We start from the raw sequence: 21,927 nt of genomic DNA on the forward strand, positions 1-21,927 counted from the left end.
AGTGGTGGCGAGCTGGCCCCACACCCGCAGGGTCAGGGCCTGCTGGGTGTGAGGCGGCGGCACATGGGGGTCAGGGCAGGAGGACGGCCTTGCCGTGGTTGCGGTGGGCTTCGAGGTCGGCGTGGGCCTGGGCGGCTTCGGCCAGGGGGTAGGTGCGCCAGATCGGCAGGCTGAGCTTTCCGGTGGCAGCCAGCTCCACGAGTTCGGGGAGGGCCTGTCCGCCCTGGTCCTCGGCGCCGGTGCTGAAGCGCACGCCGTGCTGCTGGGCCGCCATGTCGGCGATGGTGATGACCTTGGCCGCGTCGCCGGTCAGGGCGACGGAGTCGGCGAGGAGGCCGGCGCCGGAGGCGTCGAAGACGAAGTCCACCCCGCTCGGAGCCGCGGCTTTCACCCGCTCGACCCAGCCGTCGCCGTAGCGGACGGCGGTGGCGCCGAGCGCGGTGACGCGCTCCAGGTCCTTCTCGCCGACGGTGCCGATGACGGTGATGCCGCGGATGGCGGCCAGCTGCACGGCGACGACCCCGACGCTTCCGGCGGCGCCGTGGACGAGCAGGGTCCGACCCGCCTGGACACCCAGCTGGCCGAGGACGCGGTGTGCGGTCTGGCCGACCGTGACCAGGGAGGCGGCGAGCTCCCACGACAGGGCCGCGGGCTTGGCCACCGGCCGCTCCAGCAGGGCGTACTCGCCGTAAGCGCCGCTGACCGTCGCCCCGAGGACCTCGTCCCCGACAGCCGCGTCGGCTCCCTCGCCGACGGCATCGACGACACCGGCCGCATCCAGGCCCGGGATCACCGGGAAGCGGGCCGGGGCGACCTTGGCCATCAGGCCGGAGCGGATCTTCAGGTCGAGCGGGTTCACCGAGGCGGCCTTGACCTTGATCCGGACCTGGCCGGGGCCCGGCTCCGGCAGGGCGACCTCGGTCGGCCGCAGCACCTCGGGCGCGCCGTACTCGGAGAAAGTGATGGCAGTGGACATCGGAAACTCCCAGGTAGGAGGGGTGGAGGAAGTACGCGTCGTGACCCACGGTGTGGCCGGGAGGGCGGCCGCGCCGGCAGCCACGCCGGTCAGGCGCTGAGGGTGGGGTAATCGGTGTAGCCGCGGTGGTCGCCGCCGTAGAAGGTGGCCGCGTCCGGGGTGTTGAACGGGCCGCCGGCGGCCAGGCGGGCCGGCAGGTCGGGGTTGGCGAGGAACAGGGCGCCGTAGGCGACCATGTCCGCCGTCCCGTCTTCGACCAGCTTCAGCGCCTCGGGGCCGGTGACCTCCGGGTGGGTGAAGGGGTTGAGGACGAACACGCCCGGCCAGGCCTTGCGCAGCCGCGTGGTCAGGTCGCGGTCGGGGCCCTCCATCAGGTGCAGGTAGGCCAGGTCCAGGCCGGCGATCCGCTCGATCAGGGCCTCGTACGCCTCGCCCGGCTGGGGCTCGGCGATGTCGTTGTACGGGTTCCCGGGCGAGATCCGCAGACCCACCCGGTCGCCGCCGATCGCCTCCGTCACGGCCGTGACGACCTCGACGGCGAAGCGGATCCGGCCCTCGACGCCGCCGCCCCAGCCGTCCGTGCGCAGGTTGGTGTTCGGGGCGAGGAACTGGTGGACCAGGTAGCCGTTGGCGCCGTGGATCTCCACGCCGTCGAACCCGGCCTCCGTCGCGTTGCGAGCTGCGGTGGCGAAGTCGGCGATCGTCTGCCGGATCTCCGCCTCGCTCAGCTCCTTCGGCGTCACGTACTCCTTCGGGCCCTCGTGGGTGAAGACCTGGCCCTTGGCGGCCACCGCCGAGGGCGCCACGGGCACCAGGCCCTCGGGCAGCAGGCTCGGGTGGCCGATCCTGCCGGTGTGCATCAGCTGCGCGAAGATCACTCCGCCCTCGCGGTGCACCGCATCGGTCACGCTCCGCCACGCCGCCACCTGGCCGGCCGTGTGCAGGCCGGGGGTGTCCGGGTAGCCCTGGCCGACCGGCGAGGGCTGGATCCCCTCGGTGACGATCAGCCCGGCGCCGGCGCGCTGGGTGTAGTACTCCGCCATCAGGGCGGTCGGCTCCGCGCCTGGCCCGTGGGCGCGGCTGCGGGTCATCGGCGCCATGGCGATACGGCTGGCCAGGCGGCGGCCGCCCAGAACGATCGGATCGAAAGCAGTGGTCATGGTCTCTTCCCTCGTGACGAGTGATGGGCGGTGGCCCCGACGCATCCAACGTAACAGATACCTGTCCGAACAAGTAAATACTCGGCCGCCACTTCTGGCTGACATGGGGCGCCCACGGCGGAAGCTGAACAGGGGAGTTTCGAACCAAAGGCGGGCAAACATCATGGGTAGCGCACGCACGCGGTAGAGTTAGCTGCCCGATCAGCAAAGTGAGGAAAAGATGACAGAGCCCACCCCGGCGCCCCGGAAGGACCGCGCAGGAACGGTGCAGGCAGCGAGCGTCCCGGTGCCGGCCGCCGCCGCCGGCGGGCCCATCAGCCATGCGATCTTCCGCCTCGCCCGGCTGCACCGCATGTTCGCCGGCCAGCTCCTCCGCCGCATCGGCCTGCACCCGGGGCAGGAGCTGGTGATGATGCACCTGTGGGAGCTCGGCCCCCAGCGCCAGACCGACCTGGTGCGGCTGATGGACTCCGACGCCGCCACCATGACCCGCACCGTCCAGCGCCTGGAACAGGCCGGCTTCGTCCGCCGCCGCCCCTCGCCCACCGACAAGCGCGCATCCCTCATCGAACCCACCGCAGCCAGCCACGCCCTGCGCCGCGAGGTCGAGCAGAGCTGGAGCCAGCTCGAAGACCTGGTCACCGCGGGTCTCTCGGCCGACGAGTGCACCGAGGCCCTGAGCACCCTGGAACGCCTGGAACAGAACCTCGTCCAGGCTGCCGCCGACCCCAGCCGCGCCGCCGAGAGCTAGTGGCCGGCTCTGCATCCGGTCGGCGCAACGGCACGTCAGAGCCGGTGGAGGAGCCTCACAGCCCCGTCACCTGATGGGGCGACGGGCGTCCACACAGCTGGCCCCGGACTCGTCGACGGGCGGCTTCCGCGTCGGGACCGGTGCCACGGCGCGTGGGTCGCCGGGCGTGTACCGGCTGCAGGGGAGCACCCGGCGTGTGATCGCCGGGGCGTGTACCGACTGCAGGGAGCGCAGGTCTCGGCGGCGACGTGGGCGGTGGTGGCCCGGGTGTAGCCGAGTGCCTTGGTGACGACCGGGGGTGGGGCGTGGTGGAGGTGGTGCCGAAAGGCCGCCGTCCTGAGCGCGTGCCCGATCGGGGCGGCTGGTCCGCGCTTGATCAGGTCCTCGCTCCGCTTGATCAGGTGCTCGATCCGGACGGCGCCGGTCGGGACGCGGCGCGGCGCGCCGGTGCGGTCCGCGTCTCCCCTGGACACGGCCGCGTTTCCCCCTGGTCAAAGCGCCGCGTGGACGCCCGGAGAAGAGCCGACGGGTCGCGCCGGATCCGCCCAGGCGGTGCCGCCGCCCGCCTTCGCCAGCGGCGCCCGCCGCTGACTTGACGTTGGCCGGCCACCGCAGCAGACTCCGGTCTTCACGGGTGATCATGTGGTCCACCCGGGCACACGGGGGAAGGCAGGGCCCGCAATGAGGCGTGGCAGGAACGAAGTAGCGGCGCTGGCAGCGGCGGCGCTGGTGGCAGTGGTGGTGATGGGCGGTCCGGGAACGCGCCCGGCGCTGGCCGACGCCGCGCCGACGCACACCGCTTTCATGCAGGTCGTTGCGCACGAGGACGACGACATCCTCTTCATGAACCCGGACATGTCCCGGGAGTACGACGACCCGACGATGACGGTCTACCTGACCGCCGGGGAACTCACCCCCGCCCAGGTGACCGCGGGCCGGCAGAGCACTCCGCCCGAGCCCTACACGGACCCCTGCGACTACGCGAACTCCCGCGAGGCCGGCGCGCGGGCCGCCCACGCCCGGATGGCCGGCCTGCCGAACACGTGGGACATCCGGGCCGCGACCTTCAACAACCACACGGTCGAGGTCGACACCCTGCGGGGCACCCCGAACGCCGACCAGACCAGGCTGGTGTTCTTCAAGCTCCACCAGTCCGGCGACAGCAACGGCGCCACCGGCAACGGTCTGGCCTCGCTCGACGACCTCTACAGCCAGGGTGGCGGCCTCTCCAACGCCACACTCGGCAGCCTGAGCACCGATGGCAGCAGCACGAACTGCAACACCGCCGCCTACCCCGCCCAGAACTACACCCACGACGACCTGGTGAACACCCTCGCTGCCGTCATGCGGGCGTACACGCCGAACGTGGTGCTCGCGCAGGACCCGAAGGTCTACTCGCTGAGCAACACCTACCAGTCGGACACCCACGACTTCGGCGACAACTCCGACCATCGCGGCGCCTCCCGCTTCGCCGGCGACGCCACCCGCGCCTACGGGGTACCGGGCGGACCGAACCACGTTCTGCTGCGCAACTACCGCGACTACAACATCCGGCTGCGCCCGGCGAACCTCGGCCCGGACCTGGCATCGTCGAAGAACGACGCCTTCGCCGCGTACCTGCCCTTCGACCAGGAAGTCACCAAGCAGCAGCCTTCGCCGAGCAACCCGGACTCGACCTGGGCGACCTACTACGGCATGTTCCCCGCCCGGGAGTACCCGCGCTGGTCGAACGGCACCAACTGGGCCGCGCTCGACAGCCAAGGGCTGGTCAACGCCTTCGCCGTGGTCAACGGACAGGCCGCCGTCTGGCGCGAGAACACCTCCGGCGGCAACTGGACCGGCCCGACCGGCATCGGCGGCACCGGCACCCGGCTCGCGCCGTACTTGACGACGGCCAAGGACGGGGCCGGCCGGCTCCGCCTCTTCGGCATCGGGCTGGACAGCGACCAGATCGTCACCCTCGCGCAGAACCCGGACGGCAGTTGGCCGACCGGCTGGACCATGCTCGGCAATCCCAACCCGACCACCCCGGTGCTGGTCGGCGAGCCCGTGGTGGCGGCTAACCAGAACGGCCTGCCGACCCTCTTCGTGCGCAACTACGGCGGCGGTGTCAGCGCCATCACCCAGCGGGCGGACGGCACCTGGCCGGCCGGCTGGACCGATCTCAAGGGCGGCTGGGTCCAGGACGGCCTGGCGGCCGCGCAAGCCTCCGACGGCCGGATCGACCTCTTCGCGCCGACCGTGACCGGTCAGGGCGGCATTCTGCACTGGAGGCAGAGCGCGCCGAACGGGCCGTTCGTCCAGGACAGCGCGTTCGCCGCCCAGGACTCGGCCGGCCCGGTCACCGTCGGACACAACGGTGACGGCCGGCTGGAGATCTTCTACTCCCAGGCGTCGACGGCCCACACCATCACGCAGTACGTGCAGGGCGACGGCACCTGGACCACCACCCCGGCGGACATGAGCGGCCCGGTGAGCATCGAGGGCTCCACCGTGCTGACGGCGGCCGACGGCAGGATGACCCTGGCCACCCGCAACGGAGGCGGCGGCCTCAGCCTGACCGCCCAGACCGCCCCCAACCGGGCCTTCGCCACCACCTGGCAGGACCTCGGCTCGGTGATCGTCGGCGCCCCGGCCGCGGTGAGCGACGGCTCCGGACGGACCGTCGTGCTGACCCTCGGCAGCGACGCGCGCCTGCACGTCACGCGCCAGAGCACGGCCGGCACCGACAGCCCGTACGGCGCCTGGCAGACCGTCGGCTCCTGAACCGCGACGAACTTCGCCCCGGCGGCCCTTCGCCGGGGCGAAGTTCGTGGTCTCTTCCGCCCCGTCGCCGCCGCCGGAAGGCCGTTGCACGGCGAGCGGCCGGCCACCGGACACGGGCCACCGGACACGGGCCACCGGACGCGCGCCGGGCTGCGAGCGAAGCGTGGCGAGGTCGAGGGTGCGGGTGAGGGTGCGGACGGGGTGGTGGTCGCCGTCGCCGGCTCCGCAATCCCCGTTCCATCGCGCCGGCGCAGGTGCCGGATCGGACCCCGTAGGGCAGCACGGAGGACCGCACATCAGAGTCGAGCACATCCCACTCGCGTCTTGTCATCCGTTTCCGGCGGCCGGAGCGTCATGAGGGTATGAAGCGCGAATCCATGCGCCCGGGGGGCTCCGGATCCGACCCGTTCGACGAGTTCGTCGCGGCGCGGTACCAGGCTCTGCTGCGGGGGGCGTACCTGATCACCGGAGACGTCCACGACGCCCGGGACCTATTGCACGACGCCCTGGCACGGGTGTATCCGAAGCGGGCGACGATCCGGGAGCCGGCGGCGGCCGAGGGGTACGTGCGGCGGACGATGGTCCGCACCCACGTCTCGCGCTGGCGCCGGACCAGGGGGGAGGTGCTGACGTCCGCTCTGCCGGACCGCCCGGTTGTGCCGGAGGCCGAGCGGGACGGGCAGTTGGCGGTGGCCCTGGCCGGGCTGCCGCGGCGGCAGCGGGCGGCGGTGGTGCTGCGGTACTACCTGGACCTGTCCGTCGCGCAGGTGGCGGTGGAGCTGGGGTGCTCGGTGACCACGACGAAGACCCACCTTGCCCGGGGGCTCAAGGCGCTTCGACAGGAACTGGAACCAGCAGAGGAGTTGGTGGGCCATGAGTGCTGAGGACGGGTTCGAGGAGGAGCTGGCCATCCGGCTCGGAACGCGCGCGGAAGGGGTCGGCGGCAGCCCGCCGCTGGCCGAACTGCGCGAGGCCGGGCGCCGCCGGGCCCGGCGGCAGGGGGTCGTACGAGCCGTGACGGCGGTGGCGGTGCTGGCGGTCGGCGCAGGGGTGCTGACGCAGCTCGGCGACGGCCCCGGACCCAGCCCTACGAGCGTCGCCGGGAGGGGCCTTGCGCCGGCCGGATCACCGTCGGCCGGTACGGCGTCGCCCACGACCGTGGCGGACCCGTCAAGGGGAGCGGGGTCCGACGAGCTGGTGAAGACGGTGCTGGCCTGTCAGTCCGGGCCGTCCTCCCTGCGGACACCGGGCGGGGACGGGACGTCTGGGCTGCCGTCCTCGTCCTCGTCGGGTCTGCCGTCGGGCCCGCCGACGTCGGCCCGGTCCACACCCACGATGACGGGGGCGCTTTCCTCGTCGTCGGCCCCGCAGCGGCAGGCCGATCTGGCGCTCGCCGGCGAAGCGGTCGAGAAGATGGCCCGCGAGCAGTACCCGGAGCACTACTTCGCCACCTGCCGGGACGCGAGCACGCAAACGCTGTACGTGATGCGGAGCCCGGGTACGGACCTCGACGCCGCAGTGGCCCGGACGGTGACGGACTGGCCCGGCGTGAAGCTGGAGTTCAGGGCCACGCCTGGCTACCCCCAGCTGCTGAGGTTGGCGAAGTCGATCCGGGCTGAGGGCGGGGACTGGGCGGCGACCAAGGGCGTGCACATCCAGTCCGTCCAGATCGCCAGCGACGGCGCCGGAGTGATCATCGAGACCCCGCAGGCGGACACCGCCCGAGCGGACCTCATCAAGGAGTTCGGCCACCTGGTGGTCGAGGTCCGACCGTGACGCCCTGAGATCGGACGCGATGCGCCGGCGCCTCCACCCGGTGGTGCGGCCCCCATGCCGAGACCGACGGGCGGAGCCGGACGCTGCCAGCCCCTGTTCGGGCACGGACACCTACGCGGGTGTCCGTGCCCGGGCCGGTTCGCTGCCGCCGGCCGGGCCGGTACCGCAGTCGAGGTTCTTCATACGTCCTGGCCAGAGGACTGTTTCGAGTCCACCCGGCTGACGGTCCGCCAGGTCTGTTTCGCTTCTTGACGCACTCGATCGGGGCGAGCTGGTCCGGCTGTGGAGACGGACGACGCGGACCAGGTCCGCGATGACCTGCAGGATCACGTCGCTGAGCGGCTCGGTGAGCCGGATGGCGACGTGATCCTGTCACCGCTGGAGAGTCAGCTGACGATCTCGGCGTCCACGGGAGCCGCGGCCACCGCCGAGGTCATCGTCTTCTTGGCGGCAGCCAGACGCCTGGTGAGGCGTTGCACCTCGACGTCGAGGTCTTCAAGGTGCCGATGGGCTGCCACCGGGTCGGCCTCCGCCGCAGCCTTCAGTGCGCGGGGGGTGAGCAGCGAGGACACGCGCTCCCGCAGTACGACTGCGGAGCGGCTCAGGTCGCGCAGCTGCGCGACGCCCGGCTGCTCCTCGTCTCCGGGGTCAGGAATTCCTGACCTCTGCTCGATGGGGGTGGGGTCAGAAATTTCTGACCCCACCTTCTGCCCGGGGATGGATGGTGCCGTCAACTCGGTGGCGAGCTCGACCAGCCTGGCCGCAGTGGGGCGCTTCTTGCCCTGCTGGGTTGCCTCGGCCACGCCGAGTTCGACGACCGTGCGGGCGGTGTTCAGGTCGTGCGAGGAGATGACCGCAGCCACTGCCTTGCGGGCCGAGGCGCGAGTCAGGTACTGGCCGAGCTCCGGCCCCAGCTCCGCGACGGCCCGCACCCGGACCGCATCCTGCATCAGCTCGAAGACGTACTTCTCGTCCACGTCCAGCACTTCGGACGCCCATGCCGCGAAGTTGGTGTGGCCGGCTACCAGATGCAGCTCACGCTGCTGCGCGGTCTCCAGTAGGACGCCCTTGTTGAGCGCCACGAAGTCCTCGGCCCGTCGGCCGAGCCCGTCGATCTCGAGCAGCCGCGCGGTCACATAGGTGAGCTGCTCCTCGGGGGTGCCCGTGATGTCCTCGGGCGTGAGCACCCGGCCGCCCGTGAAGACACTTGGCGTGCCCGGGTTCTCCACCATCGCCGGCAGCGCGGAAGTGGCAGCCCGCTGCGCCGCGCCCTGCTGCAGTTCGGCGGGCACGGCCGGATCAACGGCGGAGTCCGGTGCCTTCTTCAGCCGGCTGGTCCCGGCCTGGATCAGCTTGTTGCCCATTGCAGAGACACTCCTGACGCAGTGAGGATTCGGTCGTAGGCATCCGTCAGCGCTCGGGCCTCCTTGCCGGTGGCCGCCGTGATCGGCACGCAGGCGAACCGGGTCTGCTGGCGCAGCGAGTGCCGGGGAATCGCGAGATCGTCGCGGTACAGCTCCCCGTACGTCTCCGACAAGTAGCCTCCTATGGCGTCCTTCAGGGTGCTGCGCCCGCCGGGGACGATAGAGGGCACGATGCCGACCACCCGCAGGTCCGGGTTCATGCCGAGATCCTTGACCAGCTTGATGGTCGCGAGGGCCTCCTTGGCGCCGATGCGCCCGTCCTCGTCGAGGGTCGCCGGGATGATCACGTCGGTTGCAGCGACGAGGGCCGAGGTCACGAGCTTGCCGCCGGCGCGGGGCGGCAGGTCGAGAATTCCAACCGAGCCGGGCTTTATGGCCCCTTTCAGGGCGAGCCGCAGGCGGAATTCCAGCCCGACGGCGACATTGTCGGTCTCCCGGTTGGCCAAGGCACGCTCCGCCGCGATCACCTGGACTCCCGGCCACGCGTCGGACGCAGGTGCGAAGGCCTCCGCCGCCAGCCCGGTCTCGCCCTGGGGATCCAGGGCCAGCAGGTCGTTCATGGTGAAGGCCGGGGCCTCGTCTCCGGAGATGCCCAGCTCAGCGGTGAAGGTGCCGCGAGGGTCGAGGTCTCCGGCAACGACGTCCAGGCCCCGCTTTCGGGCAGCAGCTGTCAGGCCGGCCGCCATAGCGCTTTTCCCGACGCCACCCTTCTCGCTGTAGACCGCGATCACTCGATTCATGCCCGGCCCTCCGACCGTTGAATGCCCAGTGCACGGAAGGCAGGCTATCCGGGGCCCCAGTGCCGCGAAGAACACCACGGGCGTGTCATCGCATTTCCGGGCACTGCAAAAGCAGCCACCGGGACGTGTCCGCAGGGCCGACGGCCGGTCGAGAAAGTCACTACCGAGGACGGTGAAGCGGCGCGCACGTTCATGCCGCGGACCTTGGAACGGAACCGGGCCGGCTGCACCAGCAGCCTGAGTGCCGACGGCGAACTCCGCCCCGCCTGACCGAGCCCTGCGCTGTGCCCGCCATGCAGACCAGCAGGGCGGCCGGGCCCCGGCGAGTGCCATCTCCTACGCTTCCCACCGCTCCCGCAGTGGCCGGTCGCGGATGCCGCTTCCCGGCAACGCGAGGGCGTCCCGGGCGGAAGCGCACGAGTTCGCGGATTCCCCGGGTGCGAACACGATGCACCGGGCCGTCGGGTTGCCGAGAGGGCGACGCACGGCTTGCTCCCGGGCACTGCGCCGCACCGTCCGTCCCCGCCCAGCCGTGATCAACCTCCAGGAGTACCACGTGAGTCAGACCGGCACCCTGTTCCCCGACGATCGTCAGGAGGACACCGCCCCGGACCGTCGGCCCTGGCTGGTGCGCCGAGGGCTGCTCCTCGAGGCCGGCCCCCAGCGCAGACTGGCCCTCGGAGGCTTCGTCAACCAGCTCGGCACCGCGGCCTTCCTGGCGACGGCGCCGCTGTACGCTCTGCGGGTGGTCGGCCTGTCCGTCGGGCAGGTCGGCCTCGGCCTCGGGGTCGCGGGAGTGGTCGGCCTGCTCGCCGGACCGCCCGTAGGGCACCTCGCCGACCGCCGCGGCCCGCGCGGCGTCTTCCTGGCCACCCTGTTGATCCAGACCGTTTCCATGGTGTCGCTGCTGTTCGCCCACTCGTTCGCGGCGTTCATGGTGTCCATGGCGGTGACCGACCTGGCCGGTGCCTCGGGGGGCGCGGCGCGCGGCCCGATGATCCGTCGCTTCGGCGGTGACGAGGTGCCGAAGTTCCGCTCCTACCTGCGTTCGACCGCCTTCCTGGCCAGTACCTTCGGCGCGCTGGCCGCCGGTGTGGTGATCCAGCTCGACTCCGGCTCCGCCTACCGCGCGCTCATCGTCGCCAACGCCTTGACCTTCATCGGCTGCGCGGCTGTCATGCTCCGGCTGCCCAAGCTGGAGCCGCTGCCCGCACCGACCGAGTCGAACCGGTGGCTCGCGCTCAGGGACAAGCCGTACCTGGCGTTCGTCGTGCTGGACGGGATCCTGTGGATCCAGGGCGAGGTGGTGACCTACGCCCTGCCGCTGTGGGTGGTCCTGCACACCCGTGCACCGCGCTGGTTCACCGGCATCGCGCTCGCCGTCAACACCGTGATGGTGGTCATCCTTCAGATCCGGACCAGTCGGGGGGTCAAGGGCGGCCAGGTCGCCGGCCGGGCCACCCGGCGCGCCGGGCTGGCGTTCCTGGTCGGCATGGCGGTCATCGCGATGGCCTCGGGCCTGCCGGGCTGGGCCGCCGCGGCGATCATGACCGCCGGCGTCGTCATCCACACCGCGGGTTCGCTGTGGCACGCGGCCGGGTCGATGGAGCTCCGGTTCCGGCTGGCCCCCGCGCACGCGCAGGGACAGTACTCCGGTGTGTTCGGTATCGGCATGGGCCTCTGCTACACCATCGCTCCTGGTCTGCTCGGCCTGCTCTGCCTGAGCTGGGGCGTCCCCGGCTGGCTGGGCATGGGCGGCGTCTTCGTCGCGGCCGGCCTGGCCATGCCGTTCGTGGTCCGGTGGGCCGGACAGTCCCGGGAACTCAGCACCTGAGCGGGCGGACCCCCGTCGAGCATCGCCGACCGGACATGAGTGGGGAGGGGCGCGAGGAGGTGGGCGACGGGCACGGCCGACTGCCCGTTCCGGACGGGACGGGGTGTTGGCGAGGGTGGGCGAAGTGGCAGGTGCGGCCGACTTCGCGCAGGGCGGTGGTCTTCCCGGTGGCGGCGGGCCCGGTGAGGATCAGGCTGGGGCCGGTGCCGGACCGGGTCCTTCCGACCGGCGGCCGGAACACCACCGACGGGCACGGCAGGGTGGGCCGCGGTGCAGTGCGGAGACCGGTGCCCGGCCCGGCTCCCGCACTGGCCGGCTTGGCTTGCGCACCGGCCCAAGCCGTCATCCGGCCGTGCTCAAGCCGTCGCCCGGACCGTGCTCAAGCCGTCGCCCGGACCGTGCTCAAGCCGTCCGGCCGTGCACTGCTTCGGGCCCGCTTCAACCGCCCGTTCCCGCGCCCAGGAGGCTGCGGGCCCGGGCTGCCAAGCCGTCGGCGCCGCAGTGGACGGCCAGTTCCAGGCCCCGGGTGAGCGTGGTGCGGGCGGCCGGGTCCGAGCCCAGCGCCTCGCCGAGGTCGACCAGGGCCATCGCGTGCTCGTAGCGGGCCGGCGAACGCTCCAGGTACCGCACCGCCTCCGCCAGCAGCTCGGCCGCCCGCGGCGCGTCGTGCACCGCGGCGCACAGCCGTAGGGCGCTGCCGACGGCTGAATCCGTCCGGGACTCCCGGGCCCGGCGGACCGCTTCCTCGGCGAGGGCGCGGGCCCGCTCCGGCTGGGCGGGGGAGACCACGCGGGCCAGGTGCCCCAGCCACGGGGCCCACACCGTGTTGCGCCACCCCCGGGTGTCCAGGGCCGTGCCGGCGGCCGTCAGCACCTCGGCCGCGCCCGGCGCGTCGCCCCGGGCCAGCAGCAGGCGGCCGTACAGCGTGGGGGCGTCGGGCAGCACCATCACCGTCGGGTACGGCGGGCCGAAGGCGTGCTCGCGGGCGAGCTCCAGGGCCTCCTCCACCCTGCCGCGCGCGGCCAGGGTCTCGGCCAGCGCCCCGACCGCGTCCCAGTGCAGCGGGGTGTCCGGGCCGATCCGGCCGGCGATGCGCAGGGCCCGGCGCAGGTAGGCCTCCGCCTCGGCGAGCGCGCCGCAGCGAAACCGCAGCATGCCGGTGAGCAGGTAGGCGAAGCCGAGGTGGCCGCCGCTCCAGCCGGCGACCTCGTAGGCGCGCACCGCCTCGGTGAACAGCTCCTCCGCCCGGTCGACGCGGTCGGCGTACAGGTAACTGAGGCCCAGGATCCCGGGCAGCTCGAAGCCCCAGGTGGTGTTGGTCCAGCCGAGGCTGCGGGGCAGTCGGCCCTGCGGCAGCGCGGAGTCGGCCAGCGCGAGCACCTGCGCCCGGTCGGCGCCGCGCAGCGTGAGGTCCCAGCAGCGCAGCACGGCCACCGCGTGGGCGAGACCGTCGTGTTCGAACACGGCCTGCACCGAGACCGGCGAGTCCGCATCCGCATCCGCGTCGGTGCCGGTGTCGGTGTCGGTGTCGGTGAAGGCCAGTCCGACCGTGCCCAGCATCCGGTGGAACTCCGCCAGCCGCCGGGAGCGGCTGGGGCCGTCCTCGTCCTCGGACTGGAACGCGCCGAACATGAAGTGGGCGACCTCCAGGCGCAGCCGCCCCGGGCCGGGCGGGGTGCGCGCGGCTTCCTCGGCGCACAGCGCGGCCGCCTCGCCGACACGGTTGCTGTGGGCGAGGGCCTGGGCGAGCCGGAAGACCGCGTCCACCCGCAGCCCGGGGTCCAGCCCGTACGGGTCGGCGAGCGCCAGGCGCAGCTGGTTGACCGTGGTCGCCGGGTCGGTGAGCAGTGCCGAGCAGCCGAGCTCGTACAGCACCGAGGCCCGGTCCTCGTCTGCGGGCGGCTCGCTGATGGCGCGGCGCAGGCAACGCTGCGCGGCCTCGGGTGCGCCGATGGCCAGGTGTTCGCGGGCTGCCCGGCGCAGCTTGTCGACGATGCCGCCGTCGCCCTCGGGCAGGATCTCCAGCAGGTGCCGGGAGGCCGCCAGCAGGCCGAGGCCGGCATTCTCGACCTCGACGGCGGCGACCCCGTGCATGCCGGTGCGGGTGGCGGGCGACATCGACTGGTAGACCGAGGTGGCGACCAGCGGGTGGACGAACTCCAGCCGGCCCGCCGGTCCGCTGGTCAGCACCCGGTGCCGGCGCAGCTCCCGGACGGACTGGGCGGCGGCTTCCGGCCCCTGGGCGCAGATGGCGGCGGCGAGGTCGGGGCGGATGTCGGTGTCCAGTACCGACGCCGCCCAGGCGAAGCGCAGCGCGGTGGGCCCCAGCCGGTCCAGCCAGTGCCGCAACGTCATACCCCGGGCGGTGGCGGCGATCTCGCGCAGCAGCCCGGTGCTCTCCTCCACCGGGTCGAGCCGCTGGTCGGCGACCTCGTGCAGCAGGGCGGCAGTCTCGTACGGGTTCCCGGCGGTGACCGCCCAGACGTGGCGGCAGAAGGCGTCCTCGGCCTGGGTGCCCAGGGCGGCCCGGACCAGGTGCGCGATCGAGGCGGGCTGGAGCGGGCGCAGCTCGTGCCGGCGGTCGGCCCGGTCGGTGAGGAGCCGTTGCAGGGCCAGCGCGTCGTCGTCGGGGAACTCGTCTCGGCAGGCGAGCACCACCAGGGCCGGCAGCTCCCGCGCCCGGACCGCGAAGCCGGCCAGCCAGCCCAGCGACTCCGGGTCGGCCCAGTGCAGGTCGTCGACCAGCACGGCCACCGGCGAGCGCAACTGCACGAGGCGGGTGAGGACGAAGTCCAGCCCGTCCCGCACACCCTGCGGATCGAGCTGCCCGCCGGGCGGCAGCAGTCCCGCCGCGGGGCCGACGACGTCCTCCCACGGCCCGAAGACCCGCGCCCGCTCGTCATCGGACAGGGCCGACAGCACCGGCCGCACCAGCTGGCGCACCACGTGGAACGGCTCGTGGCACTGCCGCTGCCCGCCCCGGGCGAACAACACCGTGCAGCCCGCGCGCGTCGCCGCCCGCCGCACCTCGGTCAGCACCGCGGTCTTGCCCAGTCCGGCCGCGCCGGTATAGAGCAGCAGCTCCCCGAGACCGGCACCGGGCGGCGCGATGAGCACCTCGATCGCCTGCGCCGCCGACCGGATCTCGGCCTCGCGCTCGTGCAACGGCCCGCCGCCCCACCCGGCCCCGGCCCCGCCGTCCCCGGCTTTCCCCTCCGCCACCCGCCGCCTCCAACATTCGCTCCGCCAGGGCCCGTTGCTGCCTGGTCCGTCGTTGCAGAGCGCCGAGCGTACTGCCGACCGCCGACGGGTGGTGATGACTTGACAGAACGTCGGTCACCCCTCGCGCCCAGGCGCTCCCGACGCCGACCGGCACCGGGTCCGCGGGCCAGGAGTGGAGCACCTGATGGGGCTGCTCCCGGACGGCGTCACGCACGCGGTCCAGCCGCACGACGACGGAGCCCGCACCCGGTGGCTGGACGACCCCGCCCGGCCCCTGCCACGCTGACCACACCGACCACCCGGCGAGAGGCGGCCGCGCCGGGGACGACGAACCGCTGAGCGAGTGGGCCGCCCGTCGCACCCGGTGCCTGCGCCCGGTCGGAGCGCGACGGGTCGTCGCCACGGCCGCCGCGCGCATCGACCCCACCGCCCTGCGGCTGTTGCAGGAGTGGGACGGTCACGCCTGGCTGGCGATCGCCCTCACCGACGCACCACCGACGACTGCGGTGGCGACCGGCTCCGGCCGCCACCGCCGGCCCTGACCGCTGCGCGGCACCACCCGCCCGGTCCACGACGGCCGGGCGGGCCCGCTCCGCGGCCACCTCGCCCGGGGGCCTGACGTAGCCGGGCCCGGCCCGCCGGTGCATCGTGCCCAGGGGCGAGGACATCGGGACGCGCCGTGGCTAGCGTCGGCCAAGTGGCCCGTGGACGCGGGCACTTGGGCCACCGGCTGCCGCTCTGCCGAGCGCGGCCGTGACAGCCGCCCGTCACGAGGGGACGACCATGTTGGCCAAGCTGCGCGTACTCTTACGAGTCCCGAGAAGACCGGGACGTGCACTGCCGAGGCGGTTCGCCTCGGTCCTGACCGGGCTGGCCGTGACGGCCGGTGGGCTGCTTCCCGTCCTGGGTGCGACACCGGCGCACGCCAACGACGAGGTCTGCCGCCCGGGCTCCGGTGTGGCGGTCGCGTTCGGGTACACCCTCCAGCCCTGCGTGTACCAGGACTCGGACGGCGTCATCCACGCCAAGGTGACGTCCACCGGCGGGACCACCGACGTTCGGCTGTTCGTCCAGATCGGAACCCGTTACAACGGCGGTTCGGTCGCCTGGCAGGACTCGACGCTCACCGACTCCGCGACCAACGCCGGCGACCACGTGGGCTTCCGCACCACTCCCGGCACCGACAACGTCGCCTACTCCTCGCTCGTCAACCGGTTCGTGGCGGCCCCCAACACGACCTACTACGCCAGGGCGTACCTGACCGACTCCGGTACGCGGTACGGCGACGTGGAAGCCGGCCCGATCGGCGCGGGCGGCACCCCGTCCGACGGGGGGTCGACCTGGACCACCAGGGGCGAGCCCACGGTCGGCAAGCTCTACTACCACCTCGGTCCCGTCCAGTGGAACTGCACCGGCACGGTGATCGCGGTCGACCTGGTCGCCACCGCCGGCCACTGCATCTACAACAGCACGGGTCACGCCTTCGGCGGCCCTCCCGGCCTCTGGCTCAACGCCCCGAGCCCGGACAGGTTCGTGCCCAACGACAACTCCTCCGGCGGTGGCGTGGGCTCCTGGTACGCCCAGGACACCGGTTGGGTCACCAAGGGCTGGCACGACTACCACGCCGCCGACTACGACTTCGGGGTGTACCGGATCAAGCCGCGCTCCACCGACGGCGCCTACATCGGCAACGTGGTCGGAACCCACCGGTGGAAGGTCTCGAGCGGCGTGAGTGCGGCCTCGACGCCCACCTACACCGTCGGTTACCCGGGCGACTACTCCGACCCCCGGGCGTGCAACGCGCCGGCGACCCGGTTCAACGGCGACAACAGCCAACTCCGGCTCAGCTGCACGTTCGCCGATGGCGCGTCCGGCGGTCCGCTCAGCGACAGCACGGGCACCGCGTACGCCAACGTCGGCGGGTACGAGCAGGGCGGCAGCAGCAGCTACCCCTCCTACGGCGTCGTGTGGAACAGCGCGTTCGACAACCTGGTCCGGTACCTGGAAACCGGCGGGAACACGTCGGCCGGAGCCAGCCCTGACGCCCCCTCGCAGGTGGACACCACCGCACCGCGAGTCGCCCCGAACGCCAACCCGGCTCTCGCCTCCCTGCCGGACGGCACCTTCCAGACGGCCTGGCACGGCGGGGACACCGACAATCCGACCGGCAGCCTGTGGATCGCCAATGGCAGCGGCACTTCCCTGAACGGGTTCTCCGAGCCGAACCTCCTCGGCGTCGCGGCCGGTACCAGCCCCTCCATCGTCGCCAATCCCGACGGGAGCTGGACGGCGGCCTGGCACGGCGCCGACTCCGACAACCCCGGCGGCAGCCTGTGGCTGGCCACCGGTGTCGGCACCACCCTGACCTCGTTGTCCGAGCCGTGGAAGCTCGGTGTCGCGGCGGGTACGAGTCCGTCGCTGGCCGCGCTGCCGGGCGGCGGCTGGGCGCTGGCCTGGCACGGGGCTGACACCGGCAACCCGGCCGGCAGCCTCTGGGTCGCCACGGGCTCGGGCACCACCATGGACCGGCGGCTGGGCGCTGGCCTGGCACGGGGCTGACACCGGCAACCCGGCCGGCAGCCTCTGGGTCGCCACGGGCTCGGGCACCACCATGGACGGATCAGCGCGGACGGCAAGAGTCTGTGGCTGGCCACCGGAACAGGAACCACCATGACCGGCCGGGCAGCCGCCACCGGCTAGGAAGACTGACGAGGATCTCGGTGTGATCGGGGCTGCCGCCGTCGGGCGGCAGCCCCGATCTGCCAGGTGGCGCGGTCGGGGGTGAGTCCGTGGCTGATCAGGGCCCGTAGGTCGAGGTCGGCGGCGTGGGCCGGCTCGCCAGTCGCACGCCGTCTTCACGTTGGCGGGGAAGACCGCGGCGGACAACGCCGCCGCACCGAGGCCTGCGCGCCGGGTGCGCGGACCTGCCAGAATCCGCAGGCCAAGCCCGCCGGGGGCGTCGCCACGTGGCGCACCGCTACGGCATCAGCCACGGCATCGGCTGTGGGATAGGACCGGACCTGGCCCCGGGCGATCCGCCGTGAGGATGAGCCCCCGCGGCCGTCATCCGCCACCGCCCAGCGGCTGCGCCACCGCCCAGCGGCCGCGCCGACGCCCGCGCGCCGCGCTGGGCGGTTCACCGCTGGTCCGGTCCCTCTCGTCCCTCCCGGCGCTGGAGCGGCACCGGACGCGTCCGGTCGGCCCCGCATCCCCCTCGGCTCCGGCGCCGTCTAGCATGTCGTCCCACGAACGGAGAGCGGTGCGACCACGGGGGGCGGCGTGAGGGAGTCCGCGGGTTTCGGGTGTTCGGCCTGCTGCGCGGAAGACGCCGCGGTGGCACGGGCGCACCATCAGAGCCACACCGGGGTCCGGGTCGAGGGGATGGTCCGGGACGACTCGCACTTCATCGTCTCCGTGCAGCGCTGCGGCCTCTGTGCGCAGGCCTTCGTGAGCGTCTTCACCGAATACGTCGACTGGGTCGCCTCACAGGACGCCCAGTACCGGACCGTGCTGCCGATCACGGACGCCGAGGCGGGCGACCTGATGGCGGGGCGGCTGAGCCCGCACCGGGTCGGGGCTCTCGGGCGCGGTCGCCGCCACCTGCAGAGCGACTGGCCGAGCGAGGCCGACGAGCCGTCCGTCTACTGGGACAGCGGCGTGTTCGAGGTACGCGAGGGCTACTGACTCGGCCGGCTCCCCGGAGCGCGGCATCCCGATCTCCACCTGTCCACGGCCCTGGCACGGCCGGAAGCTCTCCGGCCGGTCGGGCACCCGGCCCGGATGGGGCCACCGGGAGCGCCCGGCCCCGCGCTGGGCAACGGAGCCGGGAGTGCCTGGGCGGCTGTCGACCGCCGGGGCGGCGCCTTCGAGGGGTCGGCCCGGCTCACTGCCGAAGCCGGGGACCTGCGGATCCGGCGAGGGCCGGCTGGACTCCGCCAGGACATCCCGGGCAGGGAAGGCGGCAGCGCGCCCGCCGCGATGACCAGGCCCCGCCCGCCACGACGCCCAGTCCCCGCCCGCCACCACGGCGCCCAGGTTCCGGTCGCCACGACGCCCAGCCCCGCCCGCCACCGCGGCCGGTGCCGGACCGCTACCACCCGTGATGGCGGCCCGGGCCACCCTCTGTCCGCTCGGGCTGCGACACTGGGGATCATGACTGACCCTCGCAGCCTTTCGCTGCCCGCCTTCTCCGACCCTTCCGCCGATGCGCCCCGTCCCGTCCAGTCCGGCGGGCACCGGCCGCTGCCGGTCGAGCAGGGCGCCGACTTCCGCCAGCCGCCCGGTGAGACCGTTGCGGTACCTGCCCCGGCCCGGCGTCCGCTCGCACCCGGCGGCCTGACCTTCTCCGACCCGGACCGGCAGATCTGACCGGATCCGTCGGCGCTGCCCCGTCCCGACCTGCGGAGCGTTCGGAGACCGGCGCTCGGCCGAGGCCACGGCCTCGGCGGGAGTCGGTCAGGGGCGGGTGGCGGTGACCAGCCAGGCGGAGGTGCGCAGCCGCACTCCCTCCGGCCGTTCGTAGGGGGTGAGGGCGGTGGTGAGGGCGGCCCGGACCCGCTCGGTGCCGCTGCGGTGGTCGTGGTCCGCCGGGGCGGCGCCGTCGAGCAGTTCGACGAGGTGGCGGCCGGGGCCGGAGCTGAGCAGGTGGTCGGCGGCATCGGCGGCGTCGCGGCCGAAGTGCCCGGCGGCCTCGACGGGTGCGGTGCGGACGCCGGTGAAGGCGGCGTCGAGGAGGCGGTGGATCTCGTCGGGCTCGGCGAGGGAGAACATGCCGGGGCCGGTGGGAGGGCGGGTGTCCAGCGGCGGGAGGAGCAGGGCGGCACGCACCTGGTCGAGGACCCGGACCCATTCGGTACGGGCGGGGTCGGCCATGCAGACGAAGGCGAGGCGTCCGCCGGCGCGCAGGGCCCGGGCGATGTTGGCGAAAGCGGCGGCCGGGTCGTCGAAGAACATGATCCCGAAGCGGCTGATCGCGGCGTCGAAGGCGGCGGTGGGCAGCGGGTGGATCTGGGCGTCGCCCTGTTCGAAGGCGATCCGGCCGGGGGCGTGGCCGGCGGCCAGGGTACGGGCGCGCTCGAGCATCGGGGCGGAGAGGTCGAGGCCGAGGACGGAGCCGCGGGTGGCGGCTTCGGCGGCGAGGCGGGTGGTCTGGCCGGCGCCGCAGCCGATGTCGAGGACCCGGTCGTCGGGGGCGATCGCGGCGGCGGCGAGCAGCAGCGGGTTGAAGCCTTCGTTGATCGCGTTCCAGCGGTCGTGGCGGTCGCTCCAGTGGCGGCCTTCGTCGCCGTTCCAGGCCTGGGCTTGTGCGGTGTTGACGGGCGTGCGCATGGGTTCGCTCCTGTCGGGACCACTAGTATGGGCATGTGCCCATAGCAAAGTATGGGCGCATGCTCATTCTGTGCAAGCCCCCTGGGCGGAGGACTGGATGTCACCACGCGGCGTAGCGATCCCCGACGTGCGGGAGCGGCTGTTCGCAGCGGCCGAGCGCGTGCTCGCCCGGGAGGGGCCCGCCGGGCTGACCAACCGGGCCGTCACCGAGGAGGCGGACTGCGCGAAGGGCCTGCTGTACAACCACTTCGTCGATCTGGACGACTTCGTCGCCCAGCTGGTGCTGGACCGCTTCGAGCGGGTCGCCGCCGAGGTCGCCCCGCTGGCCGGGCGGGCGGGGCAGGGCGACGTGCGGGAGAACCTGGCCGGCGCGGCGCTCGCCATGCTCGGCGCCACCGGGCCGGTGGTGGCGGCGGTGGCGTTGTCCCGGCGGGGCGTCGCGCAGCAGGTACGGGCGGCCTGGCAGGCCGGCGCCCCCGGCCCCGACGCCGTCGAGGACACGCTCACCCGCTACCTGGAGGCCGAGCAGCGGCTGGGCCGGGTGCGGGCGGACTCCGACTGTGCGATGCTCGCGCTCGCCCTCGCGGGGACGGCCCACCACCTCTTGATGCACGGGCACCGGTCGGCCGACGGCCCGGCGCTGGTCCGGCGCCTGGTCGCCGCCCTGGTCGCCGAGGTCTGAGCCCCCGCCGGAACGGCTGGGCCGGGTACCGCCTCGACGGCACCGTTCACCGTGCGGAGGGTACCCGGCGTCGGACGGTGCGTTCAGCCGCCGCGGGCGAGGCCGCCCGCGATGGTGAGCCGGACGGGCAGGACACCGGTCGACCACGTCCCCGCGCCGCGGCGCCGCGCCGGGCCGTCGCGCCCGTGGTCACGCCGCCGCGCGCTCGGCCGCCGGACGCCGCCGCAGTTCCCGCCGGAGGACGGCCGGCGACTGGTAGGCCATGTCGAGCGTGCCCGTGTCCGTACCGGGCGGCACGATGGCGTCGATCCGGTCCAGGACGTCGTCCGGGAGCGTGGTCCCGGCGCCCGCGAGCAGGTCCTCCAGGTGTGCCATCGTCCGCGGTCCGAGGAGCGCGGACGTGACGCCGGGGTGGGCGAGGACGAAGCCCATGGCCAGATGGGTCAGCGGCATGCCCGCCTCCTCGGCGAGCGGGATGAGCTGTTCGACGACGTCGAGCCGCCGGTCGTCCTTGAGGTGCCGGAAGCCGTACTGCGAGCGGTGCGTCGCGGCCTCCTGCCCCTTCCGGTAGCGCCCGGTCAGCAGCCCGCCGCCGAGCGGCGACCAGACCAGGGTGCCCATGCCGAACTCCTGTGCCACCGGGAGCACTTCGCGCTCGATTCCCCGGTTGAGGATCGAGTACACGGGTTGCTCGGTACGCGGCCGGGCGAGGCCGCGCCGTTCGGCGACCCAGTGGGCGCGGACGAGCTCGGAGGCCGGCATGGCCGACGTGCCGAAGGTGCGGATCTTGCCGGCCCGCTGCAGGTCGGTGAGGGCCCCGAGGGTCTCCTCGATGTCGGTGTCGGGGTCCGGGCGGTGGATCTGGTAGACGTCCACGTAGTCGGTGTCGAGGCGGCGCAGTGAGTCCTCCAACGCGCGCACCAGCCAGCGCCGGGACGCGCCCTGGTGGTTCGGCTCGTCGCTCATCGGGTTCCGGGCCTTCGTCGCGAGCACGACGTCGGCCCGACGGCCCTTCAGTGCATGGCCGACGATCTCCTCCGACTCGCCGTGCGCGTACATGTCGGCCGTGTCGACGAGGTTGATGCCGGCGTCGAGGGCCCGGTGGACGATGCGGACGCAGTCGTCGTGATCGGTGTTGCCGAGCGCGCCGAACATCATGGCGCCGAGGGCGTAGGGGCTCACCTTGATCCCGGTCTGGCCGAGGCTGCGGTAGTGCATGTTCTCTCCTGGGGTCCGTCTGCGGGTTGCTGCCACCAGCGTGCCGGGGA

General features: G+C 73.3%; 17 protein-coding genes. 10 read left to right on the forward strand and 7 right to left on the reverse strand.

What is annotated here, in order from left to right; genetic code table 11:
- Positions 1-70: 70 nt before the first annotated feature.
- On the reverse strand, positions 71-976 hold the full coding sequence (locus IF30_RS0120220; protein ID WP_030240287.1) for an NADP-dependent oxidoreductase: 906 nt from the start codon (positions 974-976) through the stop codon (positions 71-73).
- Between the two features lie 89 nt (positions 977-1,065).
- Positions 1,066-2,136 carry an alkene reductase gene (locus IF30_RS0120225; RefSeq protein WP_030240289.1) on the reverse strand — a complete coding sequence of 357 codons (1,071 nt, stop codon included), beginning with the start codon at positions 2,134-2,136 and terminating at the stop codon, positions 1,066-1,068.
- Between the two features lie 220 nt (positions 2,137-2,356).
- On the opposite strand from IF30_RS0120225, the gene IF30_RS0120230 reads away from it, so the two are divergent.
- From IF30_RS0120230 to IF30_RS0120245, 4 genes are all read left to right on the forward strand, one after another.
- Positions 2,357-2,887 carry a MarR family winged helix-turn-helix transcriptional regulator gene (locus IF30_RS0120230; RefSeq protein WP_030240291.1) on the forward strand — a complete coding sequence of 177 codons (531 nt, stop codon included), beginning with the start codon at positions 2,357-2,359 and terminating at the stop codon, positions 2,885-2,887.
- A 681-nt stretch (positions 2,888-3,568) separates the two neighbouring features.
- Positions 3,569-5,653 (forward strand): PIG-L family deacetylase, encoded by a 2,085-nt coding sequence (locus tag IF30_RS0120235; RefSeq protein ID WP_078891542.1) that lies wholly within the window; start codon positions 3,569-3,571, stop codon positions 5,651-5,653.
- Positions 5,654-6,015: 362 nt separating this feature from the next.
- A complete protein-coding gene (locus tag IF30_RS0120240) occupies positions 6,016-6,537 on the forward strand; it encodes a SigE family RNA polymerase sigma factor (RefSeq protein WP_107054457.1) in 522 nt (173 codons plus the stop codon).
- On the forward strand, positions 6,527-7,429 hold the full coding sequence (locus tag IF30_RS0120245; RefSeq protein ID WP_030240300.1) for a hypothetical protein: 903 nt from the start codon (positions 6,527-6,529) through the stop codon (positions 7,427-7,429). The genes IF30_RS0120240 and IF30_RS0120245 overlap by 11 nt, the downstream gene beginning before the upstream one ends.
- 386 nt (positions 7,430-7,815) lie before the next feature.
- Here IF30_RS0120245 and IF30_RS0120250 read toward each other — a convergent pair whose 3' ends face one another.
- Positions 7,816-8,793, reverse strand: a complete 978-nt coding sequence (locus IF30_RS0120250) for a hypothetical protein (RefSeq protein ID WP_030240303.1) — start codon at positions 8,791-8,793, stop codon at positions 7,816-7,818.
- Positions 8,778-9,593, reverse strand: coding sequence for a ParA family protein (locus tag IF30_RS43755; RefSeq protein ID WP_063752705.1), 816 nt, complete (start codon positions 9,591-9,593; stop codon positions 8,778-8,780). Before IF30_RS43755 ends, IF30_RS0120250 begins: the two co-directional genes overlap by 16 nt.
- A 556-nt stretch (positions 9,594-10,149) precedes the next feature.
- On the opposite strand from IF30_RS43755, the gene IF30_RS0120260 reads away from it, so the two are divergent.
- Positions 10,150-11,427 carry an MFS transporter gene (locus tag IF30_RS0120260; RefSeq protein WP_234322779.1) on the forward strand — a complete coding sequence of 426 codons (1,278 nt, stop codon included), beginning with the start codon at positions 10,150-10,152 and terminating at the stop codon, positions 11,425-11,427.
- A gap of 438 nt (positions 11,428-11,865) precedes the next feature.
- Here IF30_RS0120260 and IF30_RS0120265 read toward each other — a convergent pair whose 3' ends face one another.
- A complete protein-coding gene (locus tag IF30_RS0120265; protein ID WP_051710662.1) occupies positions 11,866-14,649 on the reverse strand; it encodes an ATP-binding protein in 2,784 nt (927 codons plus the stop codon).
- Positions 14,650-14,984: 335 nt separating this feature from the next.
- Here IF30_RS0120265 and IF30_RS50810 point away from each other — a divergent pair, with 335 nt between their 5' ends.
- From IF30_RS50810 to IF30_RS0120285, 4 genes are all read left to right on the forward strand, one after another.
- Positions 14,985-15,191: a DUF6087 family protein gene (locus tag IF30_RS50810; protein ID WP_420791151.1), complete on the forward strand. Its 207-nt coding sequence runs from the start codon at positions 14,985-14,987 to the stop codon at positions 15,189-15,191.
- Positions 15,192-15,525: 334 nt separating this feature from the next.
- Positions 15,526-17,208: a trypsin-like serine peptidase gene (locus IF30_RS0120275; RefSeq protein WP_030240313.1), complete on the forward strand. Its 1,683-nt coding sequence runs from the start codon at positions 15,526-15,528 to the stop codon at positions 17,206-17,208.
- A gap of 774 nt (positions 17,209-17,982) precedes the next feature.
- The gene (locus IF30_RS46820) at positions 17,983-18,333 is read left to right on the forward strand and encodes a hypothetical protein (protein ID WP_051710664.1); all 351 of its coding nucleotides are present in this window, start codon (positions 17,983-17,985) and stop codon (positions 18,331-18,333) included.
- A gap of 468 nt (positions 18,334-18,801) precedes the next feature.
- Positions 18,802-19,017 carry a hypothetical protein gene (locus tag IF30_RS0120285; protein ID WP_030240318.1) on the forward strand — a complete coding sequence of 72 codons (216 nt, stop codon included), beginning with the start codon at positions 18,802-18,804 and terminating at the stop codon, positions 19,015-19,017.
- Between the two features lie 87 nt (positions 19,018-19,104).
- On the opposite strand, the gene IF30_RS0120290 is transcribed toward IF30_RS0120285, so the two are convergent.
- Positions 19,105-19,977, reverse strand: a complete 873-nt coding sequence (locus IF30_RS0120290) for a class I SAM-dependent methyltransferase (protein ID WP_030240321.1) — start codon at positions 19,975-19,977, stop codon at positions 19,105-19,107.
- A 97-nt stretch (positions 19,978-20,074) separates the two neighbouring features.
- Between IF30_RS0120290 and IF30_RS50260 the strand changes: the two genes are divergently transcribed.
- Complete coding sequence (locus IF30_RS50260; RefSeq protein ID WP_030240325.1) at positions 20,075-20,659, forward strand: TetR/AcrR family transcriptional regulator; 585 nt, start codon at positions 20,075-20,077, stop codon at positions 20,657-20,659.
- A gap of 189 nt (positions 20,660-20,848) precedes the next feature.
- On the opposite strand, the gene IF30_RS0120300 is transcribed toward IF30_RS50260, so the two are convergent.
- Complete coding sequence (locus tag IF30_RS0120300; RefSeq protein ID WP_030240328.1) at positions 20,849-21,877, reverse strand: aldo/keto reductase; 1,029 nt, start codon at positions 21,875-21,877, stop codon at positions 20,849-20,851.
- Positions 21,878-21,927 lie beyond the last annotated feature (50 nt).

The sequence above is a fragment of the Streptomyces sp. NRRL S-350 genome (assembly GCF_000719705.1).
In the GTDB taxonomy this organism is placed as follows: Bacteria; Actinomycetota; Actinomycetes; order Streptomycetales; family Streptomycetaceae; genus Kitasatospora.